Source organism: Marinobacter sp. es.048, assembly GCF_900188435.1.
In the GTDB taxonomy this organism is placed as follows: Bacteria; Pseudomonadota; Gammaproteobacteria; order Pseudomonadales; family Oleiphilaceae; genus Marinobacter.
Map to the genome: position 1 here is coordinate 1 of NZ_FYFA01000001.1, position 24,557 is coordinate 24,557.

At 51.7% G+C, this 24,557-nt stretch carries 19 protein-coding genes, 1 tRNA gene and 4 pseudogenes; 11 read left to right on the forward strand and 13 right to left on the reverse strand.

Features of this window, described 5'->3' with window-relative positions; genetic code table 11:
- Together CFT65_RS00005 and CFT65_RS00010 are read left to right on the forward strand one after the other, a co-directional pair.
- Positions 1-306: hypothetical protein (locus CFT65_RS00005; protein ID WP_228705741.1), on the forward strand; the 306-nt coding region annotated here is incomplete at its 5' end.
- A gap of 13 nt (positions 307-319) precedes the next feature.
- Positions 320-1,445 (forward strand): annotated as a pseudogene (locus CFT65_RS00010) (phospholipase A).
- A gap of 38 nt (positions 1,446-1,483) precedes the next feature.
- On the opposite strand, the pseudogene CFT65_RS00015 reads toward CFT65_RS00010, so the two are convergent.
- From CFT65_RS00015 to CFT65_RS00040, 6 genes and pseudogenes are all read right to left on the reverse strand, one after another.
- Positions 1,484-2,845: pseudogene (locus CFT65_RS00015) on the reverse strand (phosphomannomutase).
- A gap of 9 nt (positions 2,846-2,854) precedes the next feature.
- Positions 2,855-3,331 carry a bacterioferritin gene (gene bfr, locus CFT65_RS00020; protein WP_014575823.1) on the reverse strand — a complete coding sequence of 159 codons (477 nt, stop codon included), beginning with the start codon at positions 3,329-3,331 and terminating at the stop codon, positions 2,855-2,857.
- A 90-nt stretch (positions 3,332-3,421) separates the two neighbouring features.
- A pseudogene (locus tag CFT65_RS00025) lies at positions 3,422-3,630 on the reverse strand (bacterioferritin-associated ferredoxin).
- 108 nt (positions 3,631-3,738) lie between these two features.
- Positions 3,739-5,026 (reverse strand): annotated as a pseudogene (gene pepQ / locus CFT65_RS00030) (Xaa-Pro dipeptidase).
- A gap of 12 nt (positions 5,027-5,038) precedes the next feature.
- The gene (locus tag CFT65_RS00035) at positions 5,039-5,764 is read right to left on the reverse strand and encodes an LrgB family protein (protein ID WP_088826019.1); all 726 of its coding nucleotides are present in this window, start codon (positions 5,762-5,764) and stop codon (positions 5,039-5,041) included.
- Positions 5,754-6,113 (reverse strand): CidA/LrgA family protein, encoded by a 360-nt coding sequence (locus CFT65_RS00040; protein ID WP_088826020.1) that lies wholly within the window; start codon positions 6,111-6,113, stop codon positions 5,754-5,756. Before CFT65_RS00040 ends, CFT65_RS00035 begins: the two co-directional genes overlap by 11 nt.
- A gap of 75 nt (positions 6,114-6,188) precedes the next feature.
- Here CFT65_RS00040 and CFT65_RS00045 point away from each other — a divergent pair, with 75 nt between their 5' ends.
- The 7 genes from CFT65_RS00045 to CFT65_RS00080 all read left to right on the forward strand — a co-directional run bounded on the left by CFT65_RS00045 (position 6,189) and on the right by CFT65_RS00080 (position 12,073).
- On the forward strand, positions 6,189-6,734 hold the full coding sequence (locus CFT65_RS00045) for a YaeQ family protein (protein WP_088826021.1): 546 nt from the start codon (positions 6,189-6,191) through the stop codon (positions 6,732-6,734).
- Between the two features lie 194 nt (positions 6,735-6,928).
- A tRNA-Arg gene (locus CFT65_RS00050) sits at positions 6,929-7,005 on the forward strand.
- A gap of 472 nt (positions 7,006-7,477) precedes the next feature.
- Positions 7,478-8,659, forward strand: coding sequence for an MvaI/BcnI family restriction endonuclease (locus CFT65_RS00055; RefSeq protein WP_088826022.1), 1,182 nt, complete (start codon positions 7,478-7,480; stop codon positions 8,657-8,659).
- Positions 8,660-8,692: 33 nt separating this feature from the next.
- Positions 8,693-9,586, forward strand: coding sequence for a hypothetical protein (locus CFT65_RS00060; protein ID WP_141103784.1), 894 nt, complete (start codon positions 8,693-8,695; stop codon positions 9,584-9,586).
- Between the two features lie 110 nt (positions 9,587-9,696).
- On the forward strand, positions 9,697-9,879 hold the full coding sequence (locus tag CFT65_RS18865) for a hypothetical protein (RefSeq protein WP_141103785.1): 183 nt from the start codon (positions 9,697-9,699) through the stop codon (positions 9,877-9,879).
- A gap of 311 nt (positions 9,880-10,190) precedes the next feature.
- A protein-coding gene (locus tag CFT65_RS00075) for an IS3 family transposase (protein ID WP_172408389.1) occupies positions 10,191-11,326 on the forward strand; the annotation gives its coding sequence in 2 pieces (ribosomal slippage) (positions 10,191-10,434 and positions 10,434-11,326; 1,137 coding nt in all).
- Positions 11,327-11,479: 153 nt separating this feature from the next.
- A complete protein-coding gene (locus tag CFT65_RS00080; protein ID WP_141103786.1) occupies positions 11,480-12,073 on the forward strand; it encodes a hypothetical protein in 594 nt (197 codons plus the stop codon).
- Positions 12,074-12,224: 151 nt separating this feature from the next.
- Here the strand turns inward: CFT65_RS00080 and CFT65_RS00085 are convergent, their stop codons facing one another.
- Both CFT65_RS00085 and CFT65_RS00090 read right to left on the reverse strand, forming a co-directional pair.
- Positions 12,225-13,037, reverse strand: a complete 813-nt coding sequence (locus tag CFT65_RS00085) for a hypothetical protein (RefSeq protein WP_088826027.1) — start codon at positions 13,035-13,037, stop codon at positions 12,225-12,227.
- A gap of 130 nt (positions 13,038-13,167) precedes the next feature.
- Positions 13,168-13,425 (reverse strand): hypothetical protein, encoded by a 258-nt coding sequence (locus CFT65_RS00090; protein ID WP_088826028.1) that lies wholly within the window; start codon positions 13,423-13,425, stop codon positions 13,168-13,170.
- 273 nt (positions 13,426-13,698) lie between these two features.
- Here CFT65_RS00090 and CFT65_RS00095 point away from each other — a divergent pair, with 273 nt between their 5' ends.
- Both CFT65_RS00095 and CFT65_RS00100 read left to right on the forward strand, forming a co-directional pair.
- The gene (locus tag CFT65_RS00095; protein ID WP_088826029.1) at positions 13,699-14,262 is read left to right on the forward strand and encodes a 3'-5' exonuclease; all 564 of its coding nucleotides are present in this window, start codon (positions 13,699-13,701) and stop codon (positions 14,260-14,262) included.
- Complete coding sequence (locus tag CFT65_RS00100) at positions 14,259-14,696, forward strand: HAD domain-containing protein (protein WP_088826030.1); 438 nt, start codon at positions 14,259-14,261, stop codon at positions 14,694-14,696. Before CFT65_RS00095 ends, CFT65_RS00100 begins: the two co-directional genes overlap by 4 nt.
- A 136-nt stretch (positions 14,697-14,832) precedes the next feature.
- Here the strand turns inward: CFT65_RS00100 and drmB are convergent, their stop codons facing one another.
- From drmB to CFT65_RS00125, 5 genes are read right to left on the reverse strand one after another with little or no spacing between them, the layout of a single operon-like run.
- Positions 14,833-16,710: a DUF1998 domain-containing protein gene (gene drmB, locus CFT65_RS00105; RefSeq protein WP_088826031.1), complete on the reverse strand. Its 1,878-nt coding sequence runs from the start codon at positions 16,708-16,710 to the stop codon at positions 14,833-14,835.
- On the reverse strand, positions 16,701-20,402 hold the full coding sequence (locus CFT65_RS00110) for a helicase-related protein (protein ID WP_228705822.1): 3,702 nt from the start codon (positions 20,400-20,402) through the stop codon (positions 16,701-16,703). Before CFT65_RS00110 ends, drmB begins: the two co-directional genes overlap by 10 nt.
- 11 nt (positions 20,403-20,413) lie before the next feature.
- Positions 20,414-22,123: a nuclease-related domain-containing DEAD/DEAH box helicase gene (locus CFT65_RS00115; protein ID WP_088826033.1), complete on the reverse strand. Its 1,710-nt coding sequence runs from the start codon at positions 22,121-22,123 to the stop codon at positions 20,414-20,416.
- A 21-nt stretch (positions 22,124-22,144) separates the two neighbouring features.
- Positions 22,145-23,620: a hypothetical protein gene (locus tag CFT65_RS00120; RefSeq protein WP_088826034.1), complete on the reverse strand. Its 1,476-nt coding sequence runs from the start codon at positions 23,618-23,620 to the stop codon at positions 22,145-22,147.
- Positions 23,607-24,503 carry a hypothetical protein gene (locus CFT65_RS00125; RefSeq protein WP_088826035.1) on the reverse strand — a complete coding sequence of 299 codons (897 nt, stop codon included), beginning with the start codon at positions 24,501-24,503 and terminating at the stop codon, positions 23,607-23,609. Before CFT65_RS00125 ends, CFT65_RS00120 begins: the two co-directional genes overlap by 14 nt.
- Between the last annotated feature and the right edge of the window lie 54 nt (positions 24,504-24,557).

Here is a 24,557-nt window from a genome sequence, read left to right on the forward strand (position 1 = left end):
TTGCGCAAACCGCTGCTGATTGCCGAATTTACGGCTCTTGCCATTCTGCTCGCGTCCATGGGGTGGTTTTCCAGTCAGACCACCGACGGCCAGACGATCAATGCCGGCTGGCTGCTGATTCCAGCCTTTGCCAGCCTCGGGGTCTTCATCAGCTTCATCGGCCTCATGTACCTGCGCTGGGTAGCCTCGGCAGAAAGCGGCAACCGGTTCAAGCACAAGGTTATTTTCTCACTTCTGGCCGTCACGCTGATCGGCGTCTGGATCTATGGCATTGCCAACACCTGGTTCAGTCTGACCGCCAGCTAGGAGAGAGCACCCGATGACATCCCCACACCTGTTGGCGTCGCCCACGGCCATCACTACCCTCTCGTTGATGCTGTCGGTGCCTGTATACGTGGCGGCACAGACTGAGGAAGCGCCCTCCATTGATTCGCCCGAACAGTGCGCTCTGATTGACGATGGAATCAAGCGCCTGGCCTGTTTTGACAGCCTCTACAAACCCACAGAGAGCCAGGCCCGGGCATCGGAAAGCGCCAAAGAACAGGCCGAGAAGAGCGCGGAGCAACTGGCGCCCAGTGGTAAAGATCTCGATGCCGTTGCCGGCAATGCCCTGGAAGGCGATTCCGACGCAGGCGTTATGTCGGCTGGTAGACCGGTATGTAGCAGCTGAAAAGGCCGTCTTCTCATTCTCCGGCGGTTTTGTGGGCCATCGCCCCACCTATATCCTGCCCGTCAGTTGGGTGAAAGATCCGAACGATGTGCCCTCCAGCCCAAGGCTCGGTTCCGTCGGCTACGACTACAACCTGGAACGGGAAGAGGCCAAGTACCAGATCAGCTTCAAGGTGCCGTTGCTTACGGGGATTATGGATGACCGTACCACCCTCTGGTTTGGCTACACTCAGACGTCGTTCTGGCAGGTCTACAACCAGGACGATTCTGCGCCTTTCCGGGAGACCAACTACGAACCGGAAATATTCGCGCGATATCAGACCGACTGGAATATCGGACCTGGCCGGCTTGATGGCGTGACCCTGGGGTTCAACCATCAGTCAAACGGCCAGTCGGAGCCACGTTCCCGGAGCTGGAATCGGGTTATGGGCTCAGCCGCCTACAGCTATGACCGGTGGCTGTTTATGGTTCAACCCTGGTATCGGATTCCGGAAAACAATGACGATGACAATGCGGATATCGAGCGCTATCTGGGGCATGCCAATTATTATGCGGTCTACAAGCTGACCGAAGACCGGACGTTTTCGTTACGGCTCATGAACAATCTCCGATCGGATGACAACAAGACGTCGGTGGAGTTCGGGTACAGTTTTCCGATGGGGGATACGGTTAAGGGGTTCTTCCAGTACTACAACGGGTATGGGGAGAGCCTGATCGACTATAACCACCGGATTCAGCGGTTCGGTATCGGGATTATGCTTAACGACTGGCTCTGACCGTGTTGCCTCAGTAACAGTCAGAGCGAGCCATAGATTTAGCCTTCTTTGTTTAGCCGATCCATTTCAGCCAACAATTCCCCGGTTTTCTCTTCCATCAACGGAATATCCGCCCTCGATTCTACATTCAAACGCACAACCGGCTCGGTGTTGGACATCCGAAGGTTGAAGCGCCAGTCGTCGAATTCGATGCTTACGCCGTCCACGTGGCTGACGTTTTTGGCGCCGACGCTGTATTTGGCCTCGATGGCCGCGATGACCTTGGGGGGATCATCGATGGTGCGATTGATTTCGCCGCTGGCCGGGTAGGCTTCGATTCGGGCGTCGATAAGCGATGAGAGGGTCTGGCCGGACTGGCAGAGGCGCTCGGCGACCAGCAGCCAGGGGATCATGCCGCTGTCGCAGTAGGCAAAATCGCGGAAGTAGTGGTGGGCGCTCATTTCGCCACCGTACACGGCGTCTTCGTCACGCATTCTCTGTTTGATGAAGGCGTGGCCGGTTTTGCTCTCGATGGCTTCGCCACCGGCGGCTTTCACCAGATCAAGGGTGTTCCAGGTCAGGCGCGGGTCGTGGATGACTTTGCCGCCACCAGTTTTGCGCAGGAACTGGTCAGCAAGCAGACCAAACAATGTAGTAGCCCTCGATGAAACGGCCGTTTTCGTCGAAGAAGAAACAGCGGTCGTAGTCGCCATCCCAGGCTATGCCCATGGCGGCGCCTTCCGCGATAACGGCGTCGGCCGTCGCCGCCCGGTTTTCCGGGAGAATCGGGTTGGGTACGCCGTTGGGAAAATGGCCGTCTGGCTGGTGGTGCACTTTTACGAATTCAAAGGGCAGGTGCTGTTCGAGTTCATCGATCACGAGGCCGCGCGGCCCGCCGTTACCGGCGTTGCAGACAATGGTCAGCGGGTTGAGGGAGCCGGCATCGATGTATCCCAATAAATGGTCCACATAGGCGCTCATCACCTCAAGCGGTTCGTAGCGGCCCTGCTGGGGCGCATCACCGAAAGGCTCAAGCACCCGGTCGCGGATCTCGTTCAGACCGTTGTCGGAGCTGATAGGCCGGGACTCAGGGCCGACCATTTTCATGCCGTTGTGATCTTTGGGATTGTGGCTGGCGGTCACCATAATGCCGCCGTCCATCTTGTAATGGCTGTGGCAAAATACACCTGCTCGGTGCCGCACAGGCCGATATCAAACACATCCGCACCGGCGGCCATCAAGCCCGAGCTGAGCGATTCGGCAATGTCGGGGCTGGACATACGGATGTCGTAGCCGACAATCACTTTTTTGGCGCCGGTAATTTCCACGTAGGCGCGTCCGATTTTTTCAGCCAGGACCGGATTCAGTTGATCCGGCACCCGGCCCCGCAGGTCGTAGGCTTTAAAACAGGACAAGTCCATTGTCTGGAGTTACTCCGCGGCGGATGACTGAAGCTGGATGTAGTTCTGGATGCCCATCTGGGAAATCATTTCCAGCTGGGTTTCCAGCCAGTCGATGTGCTCTTCTTCACTATCAAGAATGCTGCGGAACAGTTCACGACTGGTGAAATCCTGCACTTCTTCGCAGTAGAGGATCGCTTCTTTCAGGTCGGTGTGGGCAATTTCTTCCAGTTTGAGATCGCAGGAGATCATTTCCTCGACGTTCTCGCCGATCAGCAACTTGTTCAGATCCTGGAGATTGGGGAGGCCTTCGAGGAACAGGATCCGCTCGATAAGCTGGTCTGCATGCTTCATCTCGTCGATGGATTCTTCGTATTCCTTGGCGGCCAGCTTGGTAATGCCCCAATCCTTGTACATGCGGGAGTGGAGAAAGTACTGATTGATGGCGGTCAGCTCGTTGCCGAGGACCTTGTTCAAGTGCTGGATGACCTTTTTATCGCCTTTCATGTTCGGGCTCCCTGATGGCCGAATGAATCAGTGTCTTAGGATAGCCCCCTTATGGCACAGGAGAAAAACAGAACCGGACAATCGTGCCGGTCAGGCAGGCTGGGCGAGCATATTGGCCATGGGCCCAGGTAGTCGGGCGTGCGGCTCTCGCGCAGGATTTCGCGAGCAGTGCAGGCACAGCGTCCACACTGGGTACCGACGCCCAGCTCTTTGCCAAGCTGGCGCATGGATGACACGCCGTTATCGGCAGCTTCGCGAATTTCCCGGTCGGTTACGCCGTGGCAAAGGCAAACGTACATAGCAGTGACTCACCAATGACAATAAAAGTTAGTGATAATTATTGTTATTGGCATCTAGAAATGCAAGCCTTCTGGCGTAAATTTGTGCAACATTTGGTATTGCGAGGCTCACGAACCCCGGGTCAGATTCCGGGAGCCGGACTCAGTGACCACCACGTTGTCCTCGATACGAATGCCCCCACAGCCTCTCAGCCGGCCAATCAGCGCCCGGTTCAGATATTGCCCCAGCTTCCCTTCCAGCAGGGGATCCAGCAGAGAGGGAATGAAATAGAGACCCGGCTCGATGGTCACTACCATGCCGGGTTCCAGCCGGCGGGTCAGGCGGAGAAAAGGCGCGTCTTCCGGAGGCGCCGCTGGCTTTCCAGCCACATCGTGAACTTGGACGCCCAGGAAATGACCAATGCCATGCGGGAAAAACACGCGGGTTATGCCCCGTTCGACGATGTCCTCATCATCCAGGCCAGTGACTAGCCCGGTCGCCGACAGCAGGGCGGCAAGCCCCTGATGGGCCTTGCGATGAATGTCGACGTAATTCACACCCGGCGCGACCATGTCACAAAGCCTGATCTGGAGTCGGTCCAGGCCGTGGATCAGGGCCGCAAAGTGCGACTCGTCCGGTCCTGCCGTGGTGCGGGTAATATCGGAACAGTAGCCACGAAAACGCACCCCGGCATCAATCAGCAAGCTGCGGGGCCGCCCCGGAGGCTGCGTATCGTAATATTTGGTAGTGCAACGTGCCGGCGTGCTCGTTCAGGCCGATAATGCTGTGGTAAGGCGCTTCGGCTTCCCGCTGACCGGTCGCCTGCTGGTATGCCAGATTGATGCCGAACTCGCTCTCACCGGCCAGGAACGCCTCCCGGGCAGCGGCATGACCTGCCAGAGCGAGCCTGTTGGCCTGCGCGAGACACTCAATTTCATATTGGGTCTTGCGCACGCGGGTCTCGTCCAGTGCCCTCAGCAAGGCATCCGGGTTTTTGTCACCCGGGATATTCTCGATCAGGGCAGGGTCACCGATCACCGCAAGGCTGCCGGGATCGTCCAGCAACGGCGCCTCGGATGAGTCACTGCTGCGAACCTCGATAAATTGCTGCCAGGGCTCTTCCGCCAGGGGCAGATTGGCTTGCCAGAAGTCGACCGGTTCGAACAGCCAGAGCACGGGCTTATGCCCCGCCTGGATCCAGAGCCAGCAGTGTTCGCGACCGGCCAGCCCGGTCCATTGCAGAAACGGGCCATAACCCTGGAAGTGCCAGGTCTGGTCATCTCCATAACGGAAAGGCGCGGCGCCGGAAGCGATCAGCAGGCTGTCGTAGCCATGCTCCTGTAACGCCCCCGTATAACGGTCCAGAAGAATCTGAAGGTGTTCCACCTGGAGTGACAGCAGGTTCCGGTCAGACATGCCCAAGACCTATTACAAACGAAAAACCAAAGGCAGAACCAGAGCGGTGAAGACGCCAGTCAGGCCCATACCCAGGGAAGCAAACGCACCCGCAGTATGGCTGATCTCGAATGCTCGTGCAGTTCCGATGGCATGGCCGTTCAATCCCAGCGCAAACCCCAGAATGCGCTCATCCTGAACGGGCAACAAGCGGGCAAGCAGTTCAACAAAGAGTGTGGCCACCACACCGGTAATCAGAAGGCCGCCCATCATCAGGGGCACCGAACCGCCCAGTTGCTCGGTAATACCAATGGCGATCGGTGCCGTCACTGACTTGGGCGCCAGCGAGGCCAGGACCTCCGGCGTGGCGCCCAGGGCCCAGCCAATCACCACGGCGTAAACCGCCGCCATGGTGGCGGCAATAGGCAAAGTGACCACAATCGGGCGCCACATGGCACGGATATGGTGCATTTGCTGGTAAAGCGGAATGCCGAGGGCCACCGTGGCCGGGCCCAGCAACACCGTCAGCCAGCGGGCGCCCTGCTGGTAATCCTGATAGTCCACCGCCAGAACGGCGATGACGCCGGATAACAGACACGCTGACAACACAACCGGCGGCAGCCACAAGGGCCGGCCAATGCGTGAGAACAGCCAGTTGCCGGCAAAGAAAGCACCAAGCGTCAAACCGATCGCCAGAATCGGAGTGGCGGCAAGCGTATCAGGCAACGCCTGGAAGCGGGCAAAGAGATCACTCACGATCGCTCACTCCCCTGGCCGTCACCGCCTTCATCAACAACAAAGTCGTCAGCACACTCAGGAAGGTGCCCACCAGAAGCGCCGCGGCAACCGCAAGCCACTGCTCCGAAAACTGGTCGGCCGTGAAAAACACACCCACAACCCCAGGCATGATCAACAGCACAAGCACCGATATCAGCCCCTGGCTGGCCTGAGCCAGATCATCACTGACGCTGCCCTTGACCATCAGCGTAAAGGTAATGACCACCATCCCCAGCACGCCGCCACTCACCGGCAACGCCAGAAGCAGGCGCACAGACTCACCAAGAATAAAAAACAGCACCAGAACCAGAAAACCACGCAACATCGGCATGCGCTTACACTCACCCGGGAAAGAATTGCATTACACTAGCCCAAACCACTACCTCGATACCAATGCAGGAAGCCCATGGCGCTCAAAGCAACCATTCTCAAGGCGACGCTCAATATCGCCGACATGGACCGTCACTACTACGCGGACCATCAGCTGACCATCGCCCAGCATCCGTCGGAAACCGACCTGCGCGTAATGATCCGGCTGCTCGCCTTTGCCCTGAACGCCAGCGACACCCTCGAATTCACCAAGGGTCTGAGCACCGATGACGAACCAGAGCTTTGGCAGAAAGACCTGACCGGCGAGATCGACGTGTGGATTGAGCTGGGCCTGCCGGAAGAAGACCGGATCAGGAAGGCCTGCAACCGCGCCGGGAAAGTGTTCCTTTATACCTATGGCGACCGCGCCTTTCCTGTCTGGTGGGACAAACACCACGGCAAGCTGGAACGTTTCGACAACCTCACCATTGTCCACCTGCCCGGCGACAGCACCGAGGCCCTGGCCGAGCTCGCCGACCGCTCCATGACCTTCCAGGTGACCATCCAGGATGGCGAGGTAACCTTCAGCAACGACAACAACCTGGTCACGATTACCCCCGAGCAGCGACTGCCCGATAACTGACGGCGAGACTTGGCAGCAGGGGCTGGACAGCGACCCGCTTCGCACGTAAGATTGCGCACTCGAAATCGGCGAGCCATCGTCGAGCTCGAAGCGCCCGTAGCTCAGCTGGATAGAGCGTTGCCCTCCGGAGGCAAGGGTCACTGAAAAAATCCGGGACCGAAGGCAACGGTCAAACATGCCAACTTTGGTGAAGACCGCCCGTAGCTCAGCTGGATAGAGCGCCGCCCTCCGGAGGCGGAGGTCAGAGGTTCGAATCCTCTCGGGCGGGCCATTATTGATTAAGTTCAATAAGTTATAGTTCCGAAACTCTCATCCGCCCCGCCCGCTCAAAATCTTATTCGATTTAATCCGATGACAGGCAATGACCTTTGCCTTGTTCCAGTAATTCTACTATTTGGCACACGAAATAACGCCTGTGTCCAAATTGTGTCCATGGTGTGTCCACATTGATTATGCCGCTTCCAAGCAATTAAGAAATCTGACCTTTGCTCTGATCTAGCGAAATCTGTTTTGGACACAGTACCCTGCGTGGCCTTAACGAGATAATTCGGCTCCTCAGAATTTGGCGCACCAAGTTGATTTTAGGAGCAAGCGTCTAATCCATGATCCCGATTACCCCTCCTCAGCCTCATCAAGGCTGGCCTCGATTGACTCAAACATCTAAGCTTCCGACGCTCCGCAAATGACCTTTGCACCAAGATAATCAGCCAGCCGACCTCAAGCTTTTTAAAAAAGGAATTTGAATGTCAAAAAATCTCTTATCAGTTTTTGTCGAACCTGAAAAAATCGAGGGCATTTTTTGCAAAGTGCTAACCAACAATGACGATGCGGGCAGACATGGAGTATTGATTCCAGAAGAGGGATACAAACTGTTCCCCAAAATTGCCAAATTCACTCCGGGAGTGCCGGAGAACTTCACCGAAAGCATTCGTACGATATGGCCGGAATCGGGGACCACGAGAGAAAGCTGCTATAAACATTACCATCGTTACCCTGAGAGAAGACTCACTCGCCTGGATCCAGCACTCAACACAACTCCAACTGAAACGCTGCTAGTAATCGGCAAACGCACAGATGGAGATCGTTTCTACGAATTACACATTATTCCACGCGGGTCTGAGTCCTATTACCCTCTACTGGAAGACTTGGGACTTAGTTCCGAAGCTGGGGCCTTTTTATTGGACCTCGAGTGGTCCTCAAATAGGACAAAACATGGCCAGACCGAGGCTGTAAAGAGCCTCTTATCGCAATTTGACAAAATCAAGTCTGAGGGATACTTGAGAACGCTTAGAGCCGGCAGCACAGGCATAGGCTTTACTTTCGAAACACTTATTGGAATAGAAGAAAATAACGATTCTGGTCCCGATTTCATGGGGATCGAGCTCAAGTGCCACAGGCTTAAAAAGGGCCCCGACACTGGCGTTCGCAACCTTTTTCTTAAAGCTCCAACTTGGATCGATGGCAGTAAAAACCGGCTCCAGCGCCTAGAACGGTATGGATATGAAGATGCTAAACGAAATCGCAGAGCGCTATTTTCTAAAGTGTCCTCAAACGCAAATAGTCATGGACTGCAGCTAGTTGTCAGCGAAAACGAGGAGTCTGTTTACCTGACTTATCAAGGAACCCAAGTTGCGAAATATAGCTTCAAGGTCCTTGATTTCAGGTTATCAGAGAAAGTCACAGAAATAGCTTTCATTGGGGCAACATCCAGAAATAAAGGTGACCAAGAGGAATTCTCTTACCAGACTCTCACCTACTACCAAACACCTTCAATAAAACAATTTATATCTCTAATTGATTGCGGCGATGTGCACCTTGAATTGAGGATGCACGATAAAAAGGACTATGGCTGCTGCTTTCGAATCAAAGAAAGCAAGCTTACCGAACTTTATGCTCGAGTGGAGCACCTTCGAGAAAAGGATTGAACACCAGAAGCAGGAAAGGACACTCCTGCGATCTTGCTGAGAGCCATCCTCCGCAACAATCAAGCACGGCTTTTCGGGAAAACTCCGTTGAGAAGGCTCAGCGCTCCCCTTGCACCACTAACCTATCAAACTCGATGTAATGAACGAGCAGAAATTTTTCAAAAATTCACCCATTTTTTCTGTTATTTCGTCAGTCGTGCGTTTTACATACGAGAACCCGGAAACCTCAACGAAACAAAAGGCGCCCTCATGCGAACCAAACAGAATCTGCCGGTCGAAGACTTGTTTAAATTACTGGACGAAACTTCAGGCGAGAGCCTCGGAGCAAAGGAGAGCGCTGGAGCAGAAAAAGTCCGGAAAGCTCTGGAGAACGAAGTTTTCAGGCATTGCTACTCAAAAGGGCATAGCGAAAGTCAGATTCGGGATGTCGCATCAAAAGCAGTCACGGACAGTGTTATTTACTATCTGGCAAAACGAAAGAGCGGCAAGCCCTCACGGCTGAAAAACCTTAAGACCGACTCAGATAGGTTCAATCTCCTTTTATGGAAAGCCAAACGTGAGGCCACGACTATGTTTCGAAGAAAACGAGACACCAAAATCAAACATGGATTCCTCGATGCGCCCCGGATGGAAGATGATGAAGGCACAACCAACCTTGATCAGTACCAGAAGCCCGGGCAGAACCAGGACCCGGTTACCAGTCAGCTGCGACTGGGTGAGCTTGCAGACACATTATCCCAGCTTCCACAGGATGATCAGGAATTCATGGAAAAACTGGTCAGTGCCCAGTTGGACGGGGGCTACAAGCGTCCACCCTACAAGATTGTCGCCGCCGAGCTCGGCGTAAAGCCTCACAAAGTTGAGTATCGATGGAAGAAACTCAAAGCAAGGATCGCTGAACTTACCCGGGAAAATCGTGAGACATGAGAGCTGGGTTTTGCAATGCCACAACCCATCAGACTGACAGGGTCGCGCTTAAACAGGCTCAGCAAGGCAGTAATACTCCCGGCTGTTCGATCACTCCGAGGAAAACCGAAATGGCAGAATACCCCAGAATGTATATTAAGATGGGCCTTATCGTTGCAGGAAGTGCCAGTTGCATCGCTTTTACAGCAGGCGTTGAGCCGGCGCATGCGTTTTTGCTAACGATCTTCGGCTTATCTGTTTCAGCACTGGCAGAAGCTGCATTTAATGCCGCCACCGGTAGTTGGCGGGCTTGACCACATCATGTTGACTTAAGCTGAGAATTTTAGCCGCCTTCTTCCACTCCCTTGCATCAAGCTGTCCGCCGGTAAACGAAAGCGAACATTGAGTTCTACCCCGTTTAGCTGGAACGGTGTCTAATCAATGTGGACTTACCCCAGTCCACTAGACACTCCTGGCCTATGATTGGACTTACCCCAGTCCACTAGACACTCCTGGCCTATGATTGGACTTACCCCAGTCCACTAGACACTCCTGGCCTATGATTGGACTTACCCCAGTCCACTAGACACTCCTGGCCTATGATTAGAGCATAGGAGGAACTGTCATGAGCAGCCAACGTTATCCCCCGGAATTCAAAGACGAAGCGGTCCGACAAGTGCTGGAGCGGGGTTACACCGTCGCCGAAGTATCGCAACGACTGGGAGTTTCGGCTCACAGCCTCTACAAATGGGTTAAGGCCGTGAAGCCGGATAAGTCTGATGAACAGGCTGCCGAATTGGTTGAAGCCAAGAGCGAGATTCTCAGGCTGCGTGCTCAGATGCGCCGGATTGAGGAAGAGCGGGATATCCTAAAAAAGGCCGCTCGGTACTTTGCCAGAGAGCCCGAGTAAAGTACCGGTTCATCAACGATCACCGACACGAATTCAACACAATGACCATGTGTCGCGTGCTCCGGGTGGCTCGCAGCGGGTTTTATCAATGGCTGCATAAACCATTATCTGACCGAGCTATCGATAACCAGCGGCTGCTGGCGCAGATCCTGGCGTCGTATCAGGGCAGTTCTGGTGTCTACGGTGCTCCACGCGTGTTTCTGGACCTTCGGGAAGCCGGTGAAACCTGCGGCAAGAACCGAGTTGCCCGGTTGATGAAAGAACATAAAATCAAAGCGCTACGAGGCTATAAAGCACCCAGGGTGATCGCCGGAAGACCGTCGATCCTTAACCCAAACAAGCTCCAACGTGAATTCACGGTAGGCTGCCCAGACAAGGCCTGGGTGACCGACATCACCTACATCCGCACCTGGCAAGGCTGGCTGTATCTGGCAGTGGTGGTCGACCTGTTCTCACGCCGCGTGGTGGGCTGGTCGATGAAACCGACACTGCATCGCAGCTTGGTCGTGGATGCGCTGCTGATGGCCGTCTGGCGTCGACGACCGAAGGAAAAGGTGCTCATTCATTCGGATCAAGGCACCCAATACGGCAGTGATGATTGGCATCGTTTCTGTCTGGCTCACAACCTGGACCCCAGCATGAGCCGACGAGGTAATTGCTGGGATAATGCAGTCGTGGAATCCTTCTTCAGCAGTCTGAAAAAGGAACGCATCCGCAAACGGATCTACAAAACCCGTGACCTGGCTAAGGCGGATGTGTTCGACTACATCGAAGTGTTTTATAACCGGGTCCGACGTCATACCCACCTGGGTGGCGTCAGCCCAGAGGCCTTTGAAATGGCCTCCGTTTGAGGCTGGGGTGTGTCATGCGTATCGGGGTAAGTCCAATGGCTCTTATCGGACTCATTCATGCTACGCGAACGTGCGACGTGCAGAGTTTCAGTCCTTACTTTTATGATCTTTGTTAAAGTGATGTGATCTATTGAGCTGAGGGTAATTATGTTCATGATCATCAAGTACGCCGTCAATTTCACGCTTTGCGCGTATTATCTGCTTCTGACGCCAAAGACCTACGACTATGAAGCGAACCTCGAAAATTACCTGTATGGAGTGGTCTTTACCTCCATTTTTCACGCCGTGGGCATGTATTACCTGCTGCATTGGCTTGGCTGGATGGACCCGCTGATCGACCTGACTTACGAACTGACCGGGTACTATGCCGGTCAGGGTATTGAGATTGCCATCTTTCTCGGTGTTTGGAACCTGATTGGCGGTCTTCAATATCCAGCACTCCAGGAATATCTGAAGGAAGACATGGACCCCCACAAAGGCATGACCGAAAACCAGATCGCCTACGCTGAAGCCAAGGAAAGCGTTGAGCGGGAGTACCGGGATGAGGCTCAGCAGGTATGGAACAAAATTCTGCGTGAGAAGACGGCAGAGTATTGCCTCGACTACCTCAAGCGCTCAAAGGACTTGATCGATGATGGCCATGAGCCTTCAGCCTATTGGGGTCATAGGGAGCATTTTCGCCTGATGGAAGACCCATCATGGATGAAGGCAGAAATTAAGCGCCTCAAAAAGGCAACCGCCGGTTGATCGGCGGCCTGCCAGAGCAGATCAAAAACGCCCCGATGGGGCGTTTTTTGTGTCTGAGAGATCGCCGGCAGCTTGTTGAACGGAATCGCCGGGAATGAGTAGTGCTGCAGATGATACGCGCTGGTCAGGTGCTTGGCGGCTCACTCCCTCTCTACGGCTTGAATAGCTCAAATACGCCGGCCAAGTCCCTCTTTTCAATAAAGGTCCTGTAATCATGAATTTTGTTAAGTGAGTAAGTCACTGGATTCACGGGCCAAGTTCCAGTTGCCTCGTAATCTTTCAGCGCCCTTTCAAGAACCCAATTGCTGATGTGCTGGATGTCTCCAAACTCTTTCAACCAATACTTACGCGCCTTCATCGTAACTTTAATCAGCTTTTCGTCCTGAAAAGTCAGTAATGATGCGAGGTCTGCGTACGATTCGGCTAAATTCAATTCCATGACCTCGTTACCGTCGACGGAAAAGAGTTCGTCAATTTCAGGCGAACTTGCTCGCATCAGGTGCAGACGACAATGCTCCAGCTCATGTCGCAGCACAACGCGCTTATTCATGCTGATACTGCCCTGATGAACCGTGTTCGCTGAAACCTGACAAATCCGATTGGTTCCGAGGCTTGTTGTCCTCGAACAACCGCCTTTCACGCAGGCCCTGAAACTGACAAGGGACTGCAACCGTCCGATCTTCATTTTCCTGAACACAGGAACGTTCAGAAGATCGGGATTAAGGTGCTCAATGCCATCAGAACCTTCATCCATCAAAACCGGGATAATAGGATCTGTTTCCTGATTGCCATTCAGGTAAGACCAGGCAAAAAGATGACGATCTAGCGACGCAGGCTTGTATGCCTTGTCGGCCGTTCTGATCCTCTCGGGAAAAGGGTTAAGGACGAAAAAGGCAAGAGCAGCTGCGAAAAGTAGCGTAACAATTCCCAGTGAAGTGAGAGTGTATCTGATCAGAACTTTCACCTTTCCTCCTGGCGTCTCACGATTCATACCAAGCCCAACCTCTCACTCGCCCTTTATCAGAGGTGCAATCTCCTCCTGGCGCTTACATTGACTGGGACGGGCAATTACCCAAAGATCTGCCTTAATCCAACTATCGATCAGCCAGAGCATCTGCTTTGTTTAACATTCCCAGCAGACCGGGAACGATCGCCAGCAGAATGAGACATTCGAGGAACCAGGTTAGCCAGAATACAGAATTGCCCGGCATCCAACCCAACGCCGCCCAATACGCTGCGTGCTCCATACCCAAATCCGCCAGGGTATATGAAGCCCACCGTGTCAGGTCGACGATCAGAGGAAAGATGTACAGCTTGTGCAAAATGAACATTACGAACACATAAACAACCATTGATTCTCTCCTAGCCGTCAAAATTAAAACTATCCCGGAATGAAGTTTTCCCAACGAACTTCCATCACTTTCATCCGGGATAATCCCCGCATTTGCTTGCCCGATATCCAGATAGAACGAGCCACACTGGAATAAGCAGAAAATTTTTTCTCTTTCTGTTTTCTGCTTATTTCCAAATCAGGCGTTTCAATCTTCAGCAATGCGTTTGGGCGCATGAACGGCCTGACACTATCTTGAGGTCGGAGTGAGGAAGAGCACTTAAGAGGAGGACTTATGCAGGTACCGCGCTTAGTGGCTGTCGTGGATCTGGAGTTAACTTGTGACAAGTCAGGCTTGCTGCCTGAAACAGAGATCATTCAGATTGGAGCAACCATCACTCTCAACTCGCCTGAGAGCCCGGTTCTTGAGGAGTTTTATCGATTTGTTCGCCCCGTGATCAACCCGACGCTTACCCAATTCTGCTCTGAACTCACTGCGATCAAACAATCGGACGTGGATTCAGCCAAGGAATGGAATCAGGTAAACGAAGAACTGATGGAGTGGCTGAGCGGACACAGGGTCGAAGCCTGGTGCAGCTGGGGCGGTTATGACCTGGAGCAGATGATGAAACAATGCAGACGCTGGCCTTTTCCCGCAGGCTGTTTCCACTTTGATGCAAAAAAAGCTTTGTCTTTCAGTCAGAAAATGAAAGGCCGCGTCGGCCAGAGGATGGCAATGAAAATCTGTGACGTCCGAACGTGCGGCCGACAACATGATGCCCTCGAGGATGCCCGCAATTTAAGCGCTCTTCTACCTTTCGTATTCGGGCACAAAAAACGCCCGGGATTCCCGGCATGAGCACATCATCTCTCATCATCTTTCTGGATATTGATGGTGTTTTAAGAGTGGATGGTGTTCAGTCCCGGACGGAACTGGATGAAACAGCTGTGGGTCGCCTTCGATGGATTGTCCGCAGCATCGGAGCCAGGGTGGTCATATCATCCATATGGCGTCATGCCTTTCCGCTGGAATACTTCCAGCATCATCTCGGGGATTTTGTTATTGGCTGCACCCCATTTCTTTTTCCCGAGCAACAAGGCGTTCGGGAAAAAGAAATCAATGCATGGGTGGCAGAAAACCAACCCGGAACATCATGGATCGCCATTGATGATGATCCGGACCTGTTCCTGCCATCTTGCACGGGGCTGTTTCTGTGCGATCCTCAGCGAGGGCTGGATCTGTCGACCTTCAATCAGCTTCTGGCATTTATCCGGGAAAAGCCTGAGGCCTGAGCAGACCTGCGTACCTCATGCGACGAGCGACTTTAAGAAATTAACATCCGTCATTGAGTGGCCAAATAAAAACCAACCTGACTTTTCAGCTGTCAGGGATCAGCTCTAATTTGAAAAACTTTTCCGACCGTGCTCGTCATTCCAACGTCAGATCATCAAAAAAACCCTGACCATTTCGACCCAACGACATAACACTTCTTCGGTCGAGAAAAAGATTGAACTCTTCGCAGGATGTTTCAGGGATGAGCGTACAGCTGTGGCAGGCCGCCAGATTCAGCCCGCCGGGCCCCTGACCACTTATGCTTCCAGATTCGGTGCAAACTGGATCTGACGAACACCATTCGGCCTCCTCAAGAGCATCCAGAATAGTCTTCTCAAGAAAACCGGGCTCTCCCATTCTGACGAGTCCGCCTAACGACCCCTCGGAATCACCTGACGCCGTGTAAATAAGAACACCTGCCATAGGGCTTTCTTCATTTTCAGAAATATATAAACGCTCTCGAAGGGATGCGCTGCTGTAACCGCAGTCATAAACCAGCCGATTGATAAGAAGATGAGCAAAGGTATGGACCAACAAAAATCTGGGTGAAATCTGATCCCGGCGGGAAAAGGAATTCACTTCAAGCCGGCTATTCAGAGACTGCAGCCTAGGCCAAACCTTTTTTTCCCAACTGCTGACCAATTCGGGCTGGAATTCCAGAAAAATTCCCTCTCCGAAACTTTGGATAGCAGGTAACCATCGTTTACTCGACTCTGCAGGTAATTCAAGAAACAACTGCTTCTGGTACTCTAACAGCGATTTTTCTCCATTCGGTGTCAGCCGGTCGAAACCTAATAAAGCTCTGGTTTCCGTAAGTCTCTCAACCAATGAAATCGAACTGAAATATTTTCCGCACCAGCTCTGGTAGTCAGTTAGTGGCATCGCTGTCGAGATCAGAGCATCTCGATTGATTCCGGCAATTAACAAGCGCCTCTCTTCAAGTCGAAACACCGTCTCGCTCTCATCGTCGAGGGCATCCTGCGTAGCATCTGACATGGATTCGTCTGAATTCAATCGTTCGTCAATCAGTGCAAAGGCGTCAAGGATATCCTTATCACCGAAATTCCGGACTTCCGGAGGAAAAAACCGTTTTATATTTTCGAGCAGTTGCTCCTCCGATTTGGCCATTCGAAGAAGGTCAAAAAAATGATAATTCTCCTCTTTGTCCATGATGTCGACCAGCGCAGCCGGGCTTTTCCCCGCATCTACAGGAAGATAAATTGAGCTTACAAGGCGGGAAAAGTAGGCATTCGAAGCCTGGCGCAGAACGCCAACCGGCTGAGCGCTGCAGTTGACATGCTCATCCCCAAGCCAAGGCATCTTCCCGGAACAGACATAGTCGCCCTGCTCATCAAGATTTTTTCCTAAAGTGCTGCCGTCATCTTGTAACGTCGTGATGCCAGCCAAAGATCGACGTAGATATCGATCAGGGGAGCGACATTCCCGACACTCAACAAATATGCCGGCCAGAGAGCTGCTGCCAACGCCTTTCATGTGTAATGCACTGCCCTGACACTCGGGGGATGAAGTTCTGTGGACCCATTCGTTCCAGGGGAAGTCGTCGATGTGTCCATTTTCACAGATAACGACGAATCGAGCTTGATACCGAGGAGAAGAGCAGAGCCTGCAATAGGGAATGGATACAGCCTCTGGCCCGACTGAAGAAATGTGCTGACACGCTGGATTGCTGCAAATATGAGTCCGGGGAAACCGTACCGCAGAGATCCAGTTTTCAGATCCATCAATTCCTCTATCCGGGTCTTTTCTATCGGGTGGGAGGCGGAACTCCTGAACGTTCAACCGCTTTGCGAGCCTATTATCCTGCAGCACGTATCGGAAATAGGAAGAGCTGTCCGACTCGTCAAACCAGTGATCAAGACCACACGTCATTACAGAGACACCCCGAGCATCCACAACCATAGCACCAGGGCCAAATGTTGAGATCAACTGGCCTTTCCGAATAGCTAGTGCCATTGTTCCTCCTCAGCTCTTGCATACGGGTTATCAATACGCAGCTCTGAATCACCATCGACAGAGCGCATACTTGTTGAGACAGGAAAAGCCTTCACTTTCAGATCCGTCTCCACTTGTTTACCCATCGGATACATCAGGTCAACACCTGGCGTGTGAATCCGGAAATCTCCCCATTGTTCGTAATGTCTGAGTTTTCGCGAACGAAGAATCTGTTCAAATCTTTCCGTCGCCCTACTTCTCTCTTTTTCAGTCATAAACTCGGCGCGGGACTCTAAAAAACAGGTCCAAAAATCTCTGACCAAATCATCCGATATTTGATCAGGAGTTGAATCAATTGGTGAAAACTGCCGCATGAAGCCGAAGATCATTCCATGCAAGGCACGCTTGAGAGCCGGGTCGGACCAAGGCGTCACGCTGGACGGTTCTACTTGGGCATACAGCTTCTGATGATATTCCCTGAAGTGCTCATAATGGGAACGGTCTCTCGGTTTGGCAGGACTGTATAACGTAACAACCAACCCCGGACCGATGTCAGGGCGCCGGCCAACCCGACCGGATACCTGTATATACTGAGCGGTAGTTTTTGGTTGCCCTACGATCGCCATCATTCCAAGTCGATCAATATCGACTCCAACTTCGATAACGCTCGAAGCTAAACAAGCATCAATGACGTCCTTGCCAGATAAGACATCCCAAACGTGTTGGCAGTTATCAGACAAGGTTTTACCTTCTCTGCGACAGATTGCGATCAATTTTCTCGTAAGATAGAGCCGCTCCAATGAATCAACATTTGAAATACCTTGCAACTTATCTACAAAGTTTTTAGCGTCCGCAACTTCTATGGCCAGTTCCTTAATTTCTTTCAGAGATTCTTCGAGTATTCTCTGATCAAGTTCTGGATATGTCCGGGAGAGCTTATCAATGGACTTGGGTATTTCTTCCGGACTGAGACGGCTAGTGAGTTCTTCCACGTAACTCGCTTTGCGAATGGGCATTTCTAATGGCTGCCTTTTTCCGATCTCTTGCAAGTAACCCGCGATATCAGATTGGAAAAGTGTCAAGCCTCCACCGAGCTCGCGAAGGCTGTTGTAGAAAATCAGAAGAGTGGCCCAGGGATCACGATCTTTGGGATGAAGCCATTGTGTGGCAGCAAGAAGAGCACTAAACGACCTCACCTGAGCAGTCATCAAAGAACTTAAGCCCGGCGCACAGACTCCGACGTACTTCCTTCCCGGCCGCAGGTGCCCATGATCATCGACATCATGCCGGGCAAAAAACGAATCGCCGGCATCAATGCCGGGAGGTGGGAAGAGACGGGTCTGAGAACGTCCATACAATTTTCTCACCTGCATCTTATATTGAGCAGTTGTCGCTGTTGCTCCAATGATCTTTGGTCTCACACGCTCGTGGAACCTGCGATCAGTACAAAGCTCCTCAACCAGCGGCTCATACAACCCGACCATTGAACCAAGTGGCCCTGAGATGAGGTGCAATTCGTCCTGAATAACGAGAGCCGGGGGTCTCTTGACTCTTTTACCTTCGTCATCAAGGCCAAAAAAATAGCGTATTTCCGGCTTCCAGGAGAGCATCGCGAACTTATCGACGGTCCCGATAATCAATGACGGTGGCGAAGCATACATCTCTTGATCTATTACCGTAACCGGGATGCTGTCGCTGAACTCGCAATCAATATCAGGACAGGTGAAAGCCACCGAACCCTCTCTCTCCTGATAGCCTAGACAAAGTGCCTGTCCCTTCTTCTTGCCCGCACTTCTCGATTTAGGTTGGGCGACAGGACCCATTTCCGCGCCACACCAAGGGCAGCGGGTAATCAGAAAACAGTTGTCCTGTTCACTTTTCTTTAGTTTTCGAAGGGATTGAATAGCCTGCTTTTTCTGATTCGGTGTTGATTTGCCTCCAACCCACAAACCAACCCGAAATATCGTAGTTCCCAACTCTGATTCGTTCGATCTTCTAATCGTTTCCAGAGCACAAATAAGGGTCGCAGCTCTCTGCAATTGCTGTGCAGTGAGAAGGCGCAGGGTATAACGCATCATCACCTGACAGCCCGTCGCCTCCCCTCGCCGTGTCAGGCGCTCATAAAGTATTGTATAGGCGGCCAATCCCAGATAGGCCTCTGTTTTACCACCACCTGTTGGAAACCATATTAATTCGACAGTTTCATGGAACTGATTTTTCTCATCAGAAACAGAGGAGAGCGCCATAAGTACAAAACCAATCTGAAACGCTCTCCAAGTTCCGGGAACATCATTCTGCCGAAAAGGAACATGACGAAATGAATACTGGCCATACTCATTAAATTGAGGCGAGCGAAGTCTTTTGGGAGCATGCTCCTGTTGCAACAACATCGCCTTATTCATTAGCCGGAAGGCTCTGCGAATATCTTCGTCCTGATCTAGGTTACGTCGCCCCTCGTTCATTCTATCGAGCACTTCGCGGCAAGCTTCCAAGTGGCGGATCGCTGTGCGCTTCAATTGAGGGTCTGTTAGTGAAATTGCTCGCTTGGCCTCTTTGTCGATCCAGCGATCATATTCTGCGATCAATACATCAAGTTGCCTGGCACCCTCACCGTCAGGTTCGTAATCTGCTAATTCAGCCATCGAAACAGCAAGCTTTGTGCCGTCGCTCAGATGAATGTCCGGCGTCACGCCCGGAACCTCATATTCTGGCACCGCTTCAGTCCAGATCCGTCCAACTGACGCCTTCACTTCTCCTGGTTTTTTGTCCCAGTTAGAAGCGCAGCCATGACCCAATGCAAATACCTGATCATTCCTATAGAGGAGCCGATTCGATTCTGACTCCTCATCGGGCTGAAGCGACTCAGTGTCCGGATAGGGCTGAATAACGCCCCCATTCTTGCCCTGCAGATCTATCGTGAATCCTGCCTGAAATAAACTGTGACAGTTCCGATCAGAAGACCCATGATCAGGTGTGTCATTTACGAGTGCCACCGTGAAAAGAATTCCTTCTGTCTTGCCTGCAAGCGCGACCTTCCGCGCGTATACGTTGACTCGCAGGTGCACGCCCTGCGCATCAAGCAATTCAGAACCTTCAATTGGTAGCGAATAGGGAGTAGCGCTTATACTCCAAGATTCAGGGGGAAGGCTTCGATCAATCTCCACGCTTTGGCGCATCCACCATTTCTGATTCCGTTCCCCAACGACAACATCAGTTTTTTTGTAGAGACCGCCCTGAATTTTTAGACTGAAAGACTCGATTTGCTGTGGAAGAGCAAAGAAGCTCACAGCGATTGTTGATGGAAACCTAGCATTAGCGGTCGATACATCAAACTCCTCACTCTCAACTTCTCCATCAATCCCCCTACGCTGTTGAGTTACAGCTTTAGGCTTCCCATCAGGTTCGACCACGTCTTCTCGATCTTTCTCTTCTGAAGTCTCATCTGACCCATCAGATTGGAGCGGTGCTTCCTTCGGATAAAGAACCCCAACTCCATAGCGGCTCAAAGGGGACATTTTGAGAATTTCTTCTCCGCTTCCCTTCTGAAACCAATTGCCAAAGGCTTCTTTGCTGTCAGCAAAAACAATTGGGGACGAGCAATCTAGCTCCTGATCTCCCGATGAGGGACCAACAAGCTCAGCCAGAAGTTTTGGCACCATTACTTTGTCTCGCGCGCGCCAGCCCAAAGGCTCGGTTTGAGATTTTAAGTTCATCGCCAATTCCCTCATCCGTTTAAAAGCGTTTCGCTTGCGTCCGAAGACATAAAAATCAGAAAAGTATCCAGTGGTCGCGTCAATGCGGTATACAGCAATCGCCGACTCTCTACCCTCTCAATATCGTCTATATCGGTGATCAGAACATAAGGAGATTCCAACCCTTTAAAGGAGTGTATAGTTGAATAGCCGACCTGCCCTGCAACGCGTTTATCCAAGGGAACTACTGTCGACTGTGTATCCTCGTTCAAAAAACTCGAGATACTCTGACCATCTCTTTTGGGGGACAGAATCACAATGCTTTCAGGTGGAACTCCCTTTCGGAGCAATTTTCCAAGCTCGGCTGAAACTTTTTCCTTTTGATCGTCGTGACCCTTGTGGGAAATAAACTTGGGTCTGGGCCCTGAATCCGAATCTCTCCTGAAACCGGCGTAAATCTCTCCCAGACGACCGAGCTGAACAGCATGTTTTGCGGTTGCTTTCCGATTTCTGCAATTCACCTTGAGCATATAGTGAACAACGTTCGCGGATAACTTTTTAAAGCGGTCCAGCTCTGCTTTCGTATTCTCCGGCGTATCAAAAATAGCCTGACCCTCAAAGTCACCGAAAAACATCCAGTTACCTGCACTTAAACCTCCCTTCAAAAGCTCATCAAGAACAATCAGCCAGCTGTCATTGGACAGATCCTGTGCCTCATCAAGGATCAACAAATCGAAGCGCTCGTGGCTTTCAGCGCTCTCAGAGAGTTTATCCAGAGCAATTTCGGGCAGCGTCGTTTTCCAGAATTCCGCAGTCGGGTCGCCCGCACGAGTTTCTGCAATCTGGAGCATTAACGCATGGAGCGTTGAGACTTTAACGCTACCACCAAGCGCCTCACACTCACTTGCAAGATGAGTTGACAGTCGCTTGGTGTAACACAGAAACAGAACCTTTTGGCCGGTCTCGACAGCCCGGCGAGCAGCTTCGATTGCAAGTGCGGTTTTGCCGGTGCCGGCTGGCCCAGTAAAAAGGAGCCTTGGCTGTGAGGACAAAGCGTCTAGCGCGCCAAATTGCTCCGCAGTAAATCGCTTAATCTCGTCCTGCTGCTCTTGCTCCCGCTCACGAGGCGATATATAGACCTCAAAGTCAGGGCGCAAATGATCCTGCAATCGAACGACCTGCTCCGAAGTAGGTTCATGAGAATTCTGTCGAAACCACTCTGCAGAACTAACACTTTGCAGATATCTCCTCGACTCTTTCAATGTGTCCAATAAGCAGCCGCCAGCTCCCCTCCTCTTATAGCGAGCCATTGAAATGCATTGCCATGGGTGCCATTCCTGAGATTTTTCTTCAAACGCACAATGCGTAAATAAAACACAACTAAAAAAAGGCACATTCAGGAGTCGAGCGTCTTTTTCCAGCACCCGGGACTTAATACTCTGCATTGCTTCTTGAGCCTGAGAGAAAGGACTTCTTGGCTCACCCTGCTGAGTATTTCCGAGATACCAGAGCCCTTGGTCTCGCCGAACTGATCTGTGGGCTTTGACTTCAACTACCAGCACGCCGAGTTCGGGCACAATTACGACAAAATCTGCCTCGCCGGTGATCCTTCGAGTGTGTTTTGCAATATCAAAGGAATGCAGAACAACCCAGCTTTTAGTTAAAGGGTCGTCCCTTAACCTTCTAAAAAGCTCAGTCTCTCCCGGACTTTTAACACTATCCGGCAGAACGGGAGGAATCATTCGAGCCAAAGTGCCACTCCTCTAGGCAGTTTGTTTGTTCTGGATCACGAGATCTAAATCAACATTCAGAATCTTCTTGAAACGGTAGGAAGAGCCATTATTCAGTCGGAATGAGAAGCTGGAGGATTCTCTGTGTTCTGATGGCAGATTGGATGAATCCTTGAAAATGGCTGCCAAATTCTGGTGCTCATTAGCGGACATCTCTCGCCCGATTTTTCTCGCCTCACTGTGCGAATCCCGGGCTAACCTGATTCTTCGCCTGCGTTCCTCAACAGGTTCAACACCGGCGCAAATCAGAAGTGCTTCAAAATCAGAATCAGACTGAGGAATCACTAATTCGTCCCTGGCCCAGTCATCAAGACGATGTGATAGTTGGCCACCTGCCCTCAGAAACTGGCTTCTCGTTCTTTCCGGATTAAGCGCCATATTTGTTTTAAGCCAGGTTCGCCACGCGTTCATTTCGCTTTCCCAGGTCCGATCGAGCTCTGCAGACACTGGAACATTTCGAACTACCAGGTGACCGCTTGTGGGAATATCATCCTGCGAATCTACCTGAATTTTTTCCAATCCTCTTTTGTAGCTCAAAAACCAATGACGAGTTCCTAATTCAAGCGCCTCGGGCCCGTCCTGTGTACGCAGTCTAATCGCATATTCTGCGTTTTCACTTCTGAGGCCATGCCTCTTTCCTGGAGTCTCCTCAATGCTACTAACCCCAACAATCTCACCCGTAACCTGCTCCGTTGCGAGTTCATGCAGAAGGGATACTGGTGAAACACTTGGCACTGCGACTTCGTGACCGATTATTTTTGAAGGGGCGGGATTCCGAATTGCGAATGACACCCCAGGGCCGATCTCAAAAACATCCTTTATGTGGAACGTTTTCCGGAGCTTGGAAGGTTGAACAATCACAACTTTTTTTGATGGCGGCACACGTAAATGTTCTGCGTGCCAGCTAATCGGCCCGCCAAAGATTACAGCTTTTTCCGAACCCGATTTCTTAAGGTCTCTCCAAAGTCGAATGTCAATGAACTCAGACAAACCTGCACTTTCTACACTGCTGACTATTGAGTTTTCTCTGACTCCAAACCTCAGCGAGTAAACAGAAGGTTTTAGAACATCTTCTAAAAAGAGTCGCTCAAGAGCGAGCATTAGTAGAGAAGGCTTATCAAACATGGCCGCGCAAAGTCTTTTGACCAAAACGACCCTGTTCTGATGTTGTTTGTATTGCTGCGAAAATTCCTTTGCTTCTCTATCGAATTCGATTTCCCAACCATCATGAAGCGTTGCTTGTGGATTGCACGGAGCGGCCATCTGGGAAACTAGGAAATTTTTCAGCATCCTTAAAAAGTTGTCACCGTAGTCCTCAACCTGATCGCGCTCGAATAACGCTAAGGAATGCCTGAGCCATTGAAATTCTGTCTGGGTCACTTCGACAATGAGAAGTGACCACTCGATTCCATTGTGCCACCGCTCCAGCAACGCCTTAGTGTGATCCACGCTGAACCCCGCAGAACTCAATACCGCGAATACCGTCCTCGTTTAGCGCTTGGCGCCAGAAAGGTAGCTTCTCCACCGGCTCGTAACTCGGCGAAGCTCTAAACTGATCTATAAATGTGCCTGCGTACAGCTCTGTATTTCTATTACCTGCACTCAAAAGACATATTGTTGCGTTTTCAAAGGAGGGCTGTTGATCTGGAACGTGCTCAGTATAAACATGAAGCCTACACTGGCTTAACTCACGATTGTTGATGCCGACATTAAAGGCGCGACTTCTGACACCCATTGATGATTGCAGCGCCAGCAAATCGTCCAATGAAAATACTTCTTTCGATCCAATTCGCAGCCATTTCAACTCTGCCGCCCTTCTGAATTCGGCTTCAATCCCAAACAATTCAGCCGCTACCGTCGATTTTCCAGTCTCAAGTAGTTGTATTTCTTTGATGGCAGTGACTTTTGTGATTTTCTTTCTCAGCCAATCCTCCGGACTGGATGCCGATGGCGCTTTTCGAATACGACGAGATGTGTCAGATACCGGCACGAATACTTTTGCATCCGTTTCCCGATCTAGGATCAATACAATGAAATCTTCCCGAACCTCTGAACAAACAGCGCGTTTCCAGGAGGATGATTCATCGTAACGAACGTAGGCGAGGTCGTTAGGCTCCAAAAGGTGAGAAGTATCGCCAATCGAAAGATCCGCACCCTTAGCCACTAGCAGCGCAGCCAAAGCCGCGTCAGGGACAATAACACAGCAGTAAAAGCCTGGCTGACTCGATGCATACTCGCCCAGTAACAGTGGAAATTTCAGCCAATCGGGCAAAGCATGATTGGCTGAACCTATCTTAATTGTAGAATTGGAAAGGAGCCCTACTACTGTCATTTACTTCCTTGGCCCGGATCGATGCATTCCAACGCACCGAATTACATTGATACA

Bases quoted from the DNA above. Each gene is read 5' to 3' on its own strand.
- CFT65_RS00110 (WP_228705822.1), bottom strand. From the start codon at position 20,402: ATGAACTTAAAATCTCAAACCGAGCCTTTGGGCTGGCGCGCGCGAGAC.
- CFT65_RS00040 (WP_088826020.1), bottom strand. From the start codon at position 6,113: ATGCCGATGTTGCGTGGTTTTCTGGTTCTGGTGCTGTTTTTTATTCTT.
- bfr (WP_014575823.1), bottom strand. From the start codon at position 3,331: ATGAAAGGCGATAAAAAGGTCATCCAGCACTTGAACAAGGTCCTCGGC.
- CFT65_RS00115 (WP_088826033.1), bottom strand. From the start codon at position 22,123: ATGATTCCTCCCGTTCTGCCGGATAGTGTTAAAAGTCCGGGAGAGACT.
- CFT65_RS00080 (WP_141103786.1), top strand. From the start codon at position 11,480: ATGATCATCAAGTACGCCGTCAATTTCACGCTTTGCGCGTATTATCTG.
- CFT65_RS18865 (WP_141103785.1), top strand. From the start codon at position 9,697: ATGGCAGAATACCCCAGAATGTATATTAAGATGGGCCTTATCGTTGCA.
- CFT65_RS00100 (WP_088826030.1), top strand. From the start codon at position 14,259: ATGAGCACATCATCTCTCATCATCTTTCTGGATATTGATGGTGTTTTA.
- CFT65_RS00055 (WP_088826022.1), top strand. From the start codon at position 7,478: ATGTCAAAAAATCTCTTATCAGTTTTTGTCGAACCTGAAAAAATCGAG.
- drmB (WP_088826031.1), bottom strand. From the start codon at position 16,710: ATGGCACTAGCTATTCGGAAAGGCCAGTTGATCTCAACATTTGGCCCT.
- CFT65_RS00125 (WP_088826035.1), bottom strand. From the start codon at position 24,503: ATGACAGTAGTAGGGCTCCTTTCCAATTCTACAATTAAGATAGGTTCA.
- CFT65_RS00045 (WP_088826021.1), top strand. From the start codon at position 6,189: ATGGCGCTCAAAGCAACCATTCTCAAGGCGACGCTCAATATCGCCGAC.
- CFT65_RS00095 (WP_088826029.1), top strand. From the start codon at position 13,699: ATGCAGGTACCGCGCTTAGTGGCTGTCGTGGATCTGGAGTTAACTTGT.
- CFT65_RS00090 (WP_088826028.1), bottom strand. From the start codon at position 13,425: ATGGTTGTTTATGTGTTCGTAATGTTCATTTTGCACAAGCTGTACATC.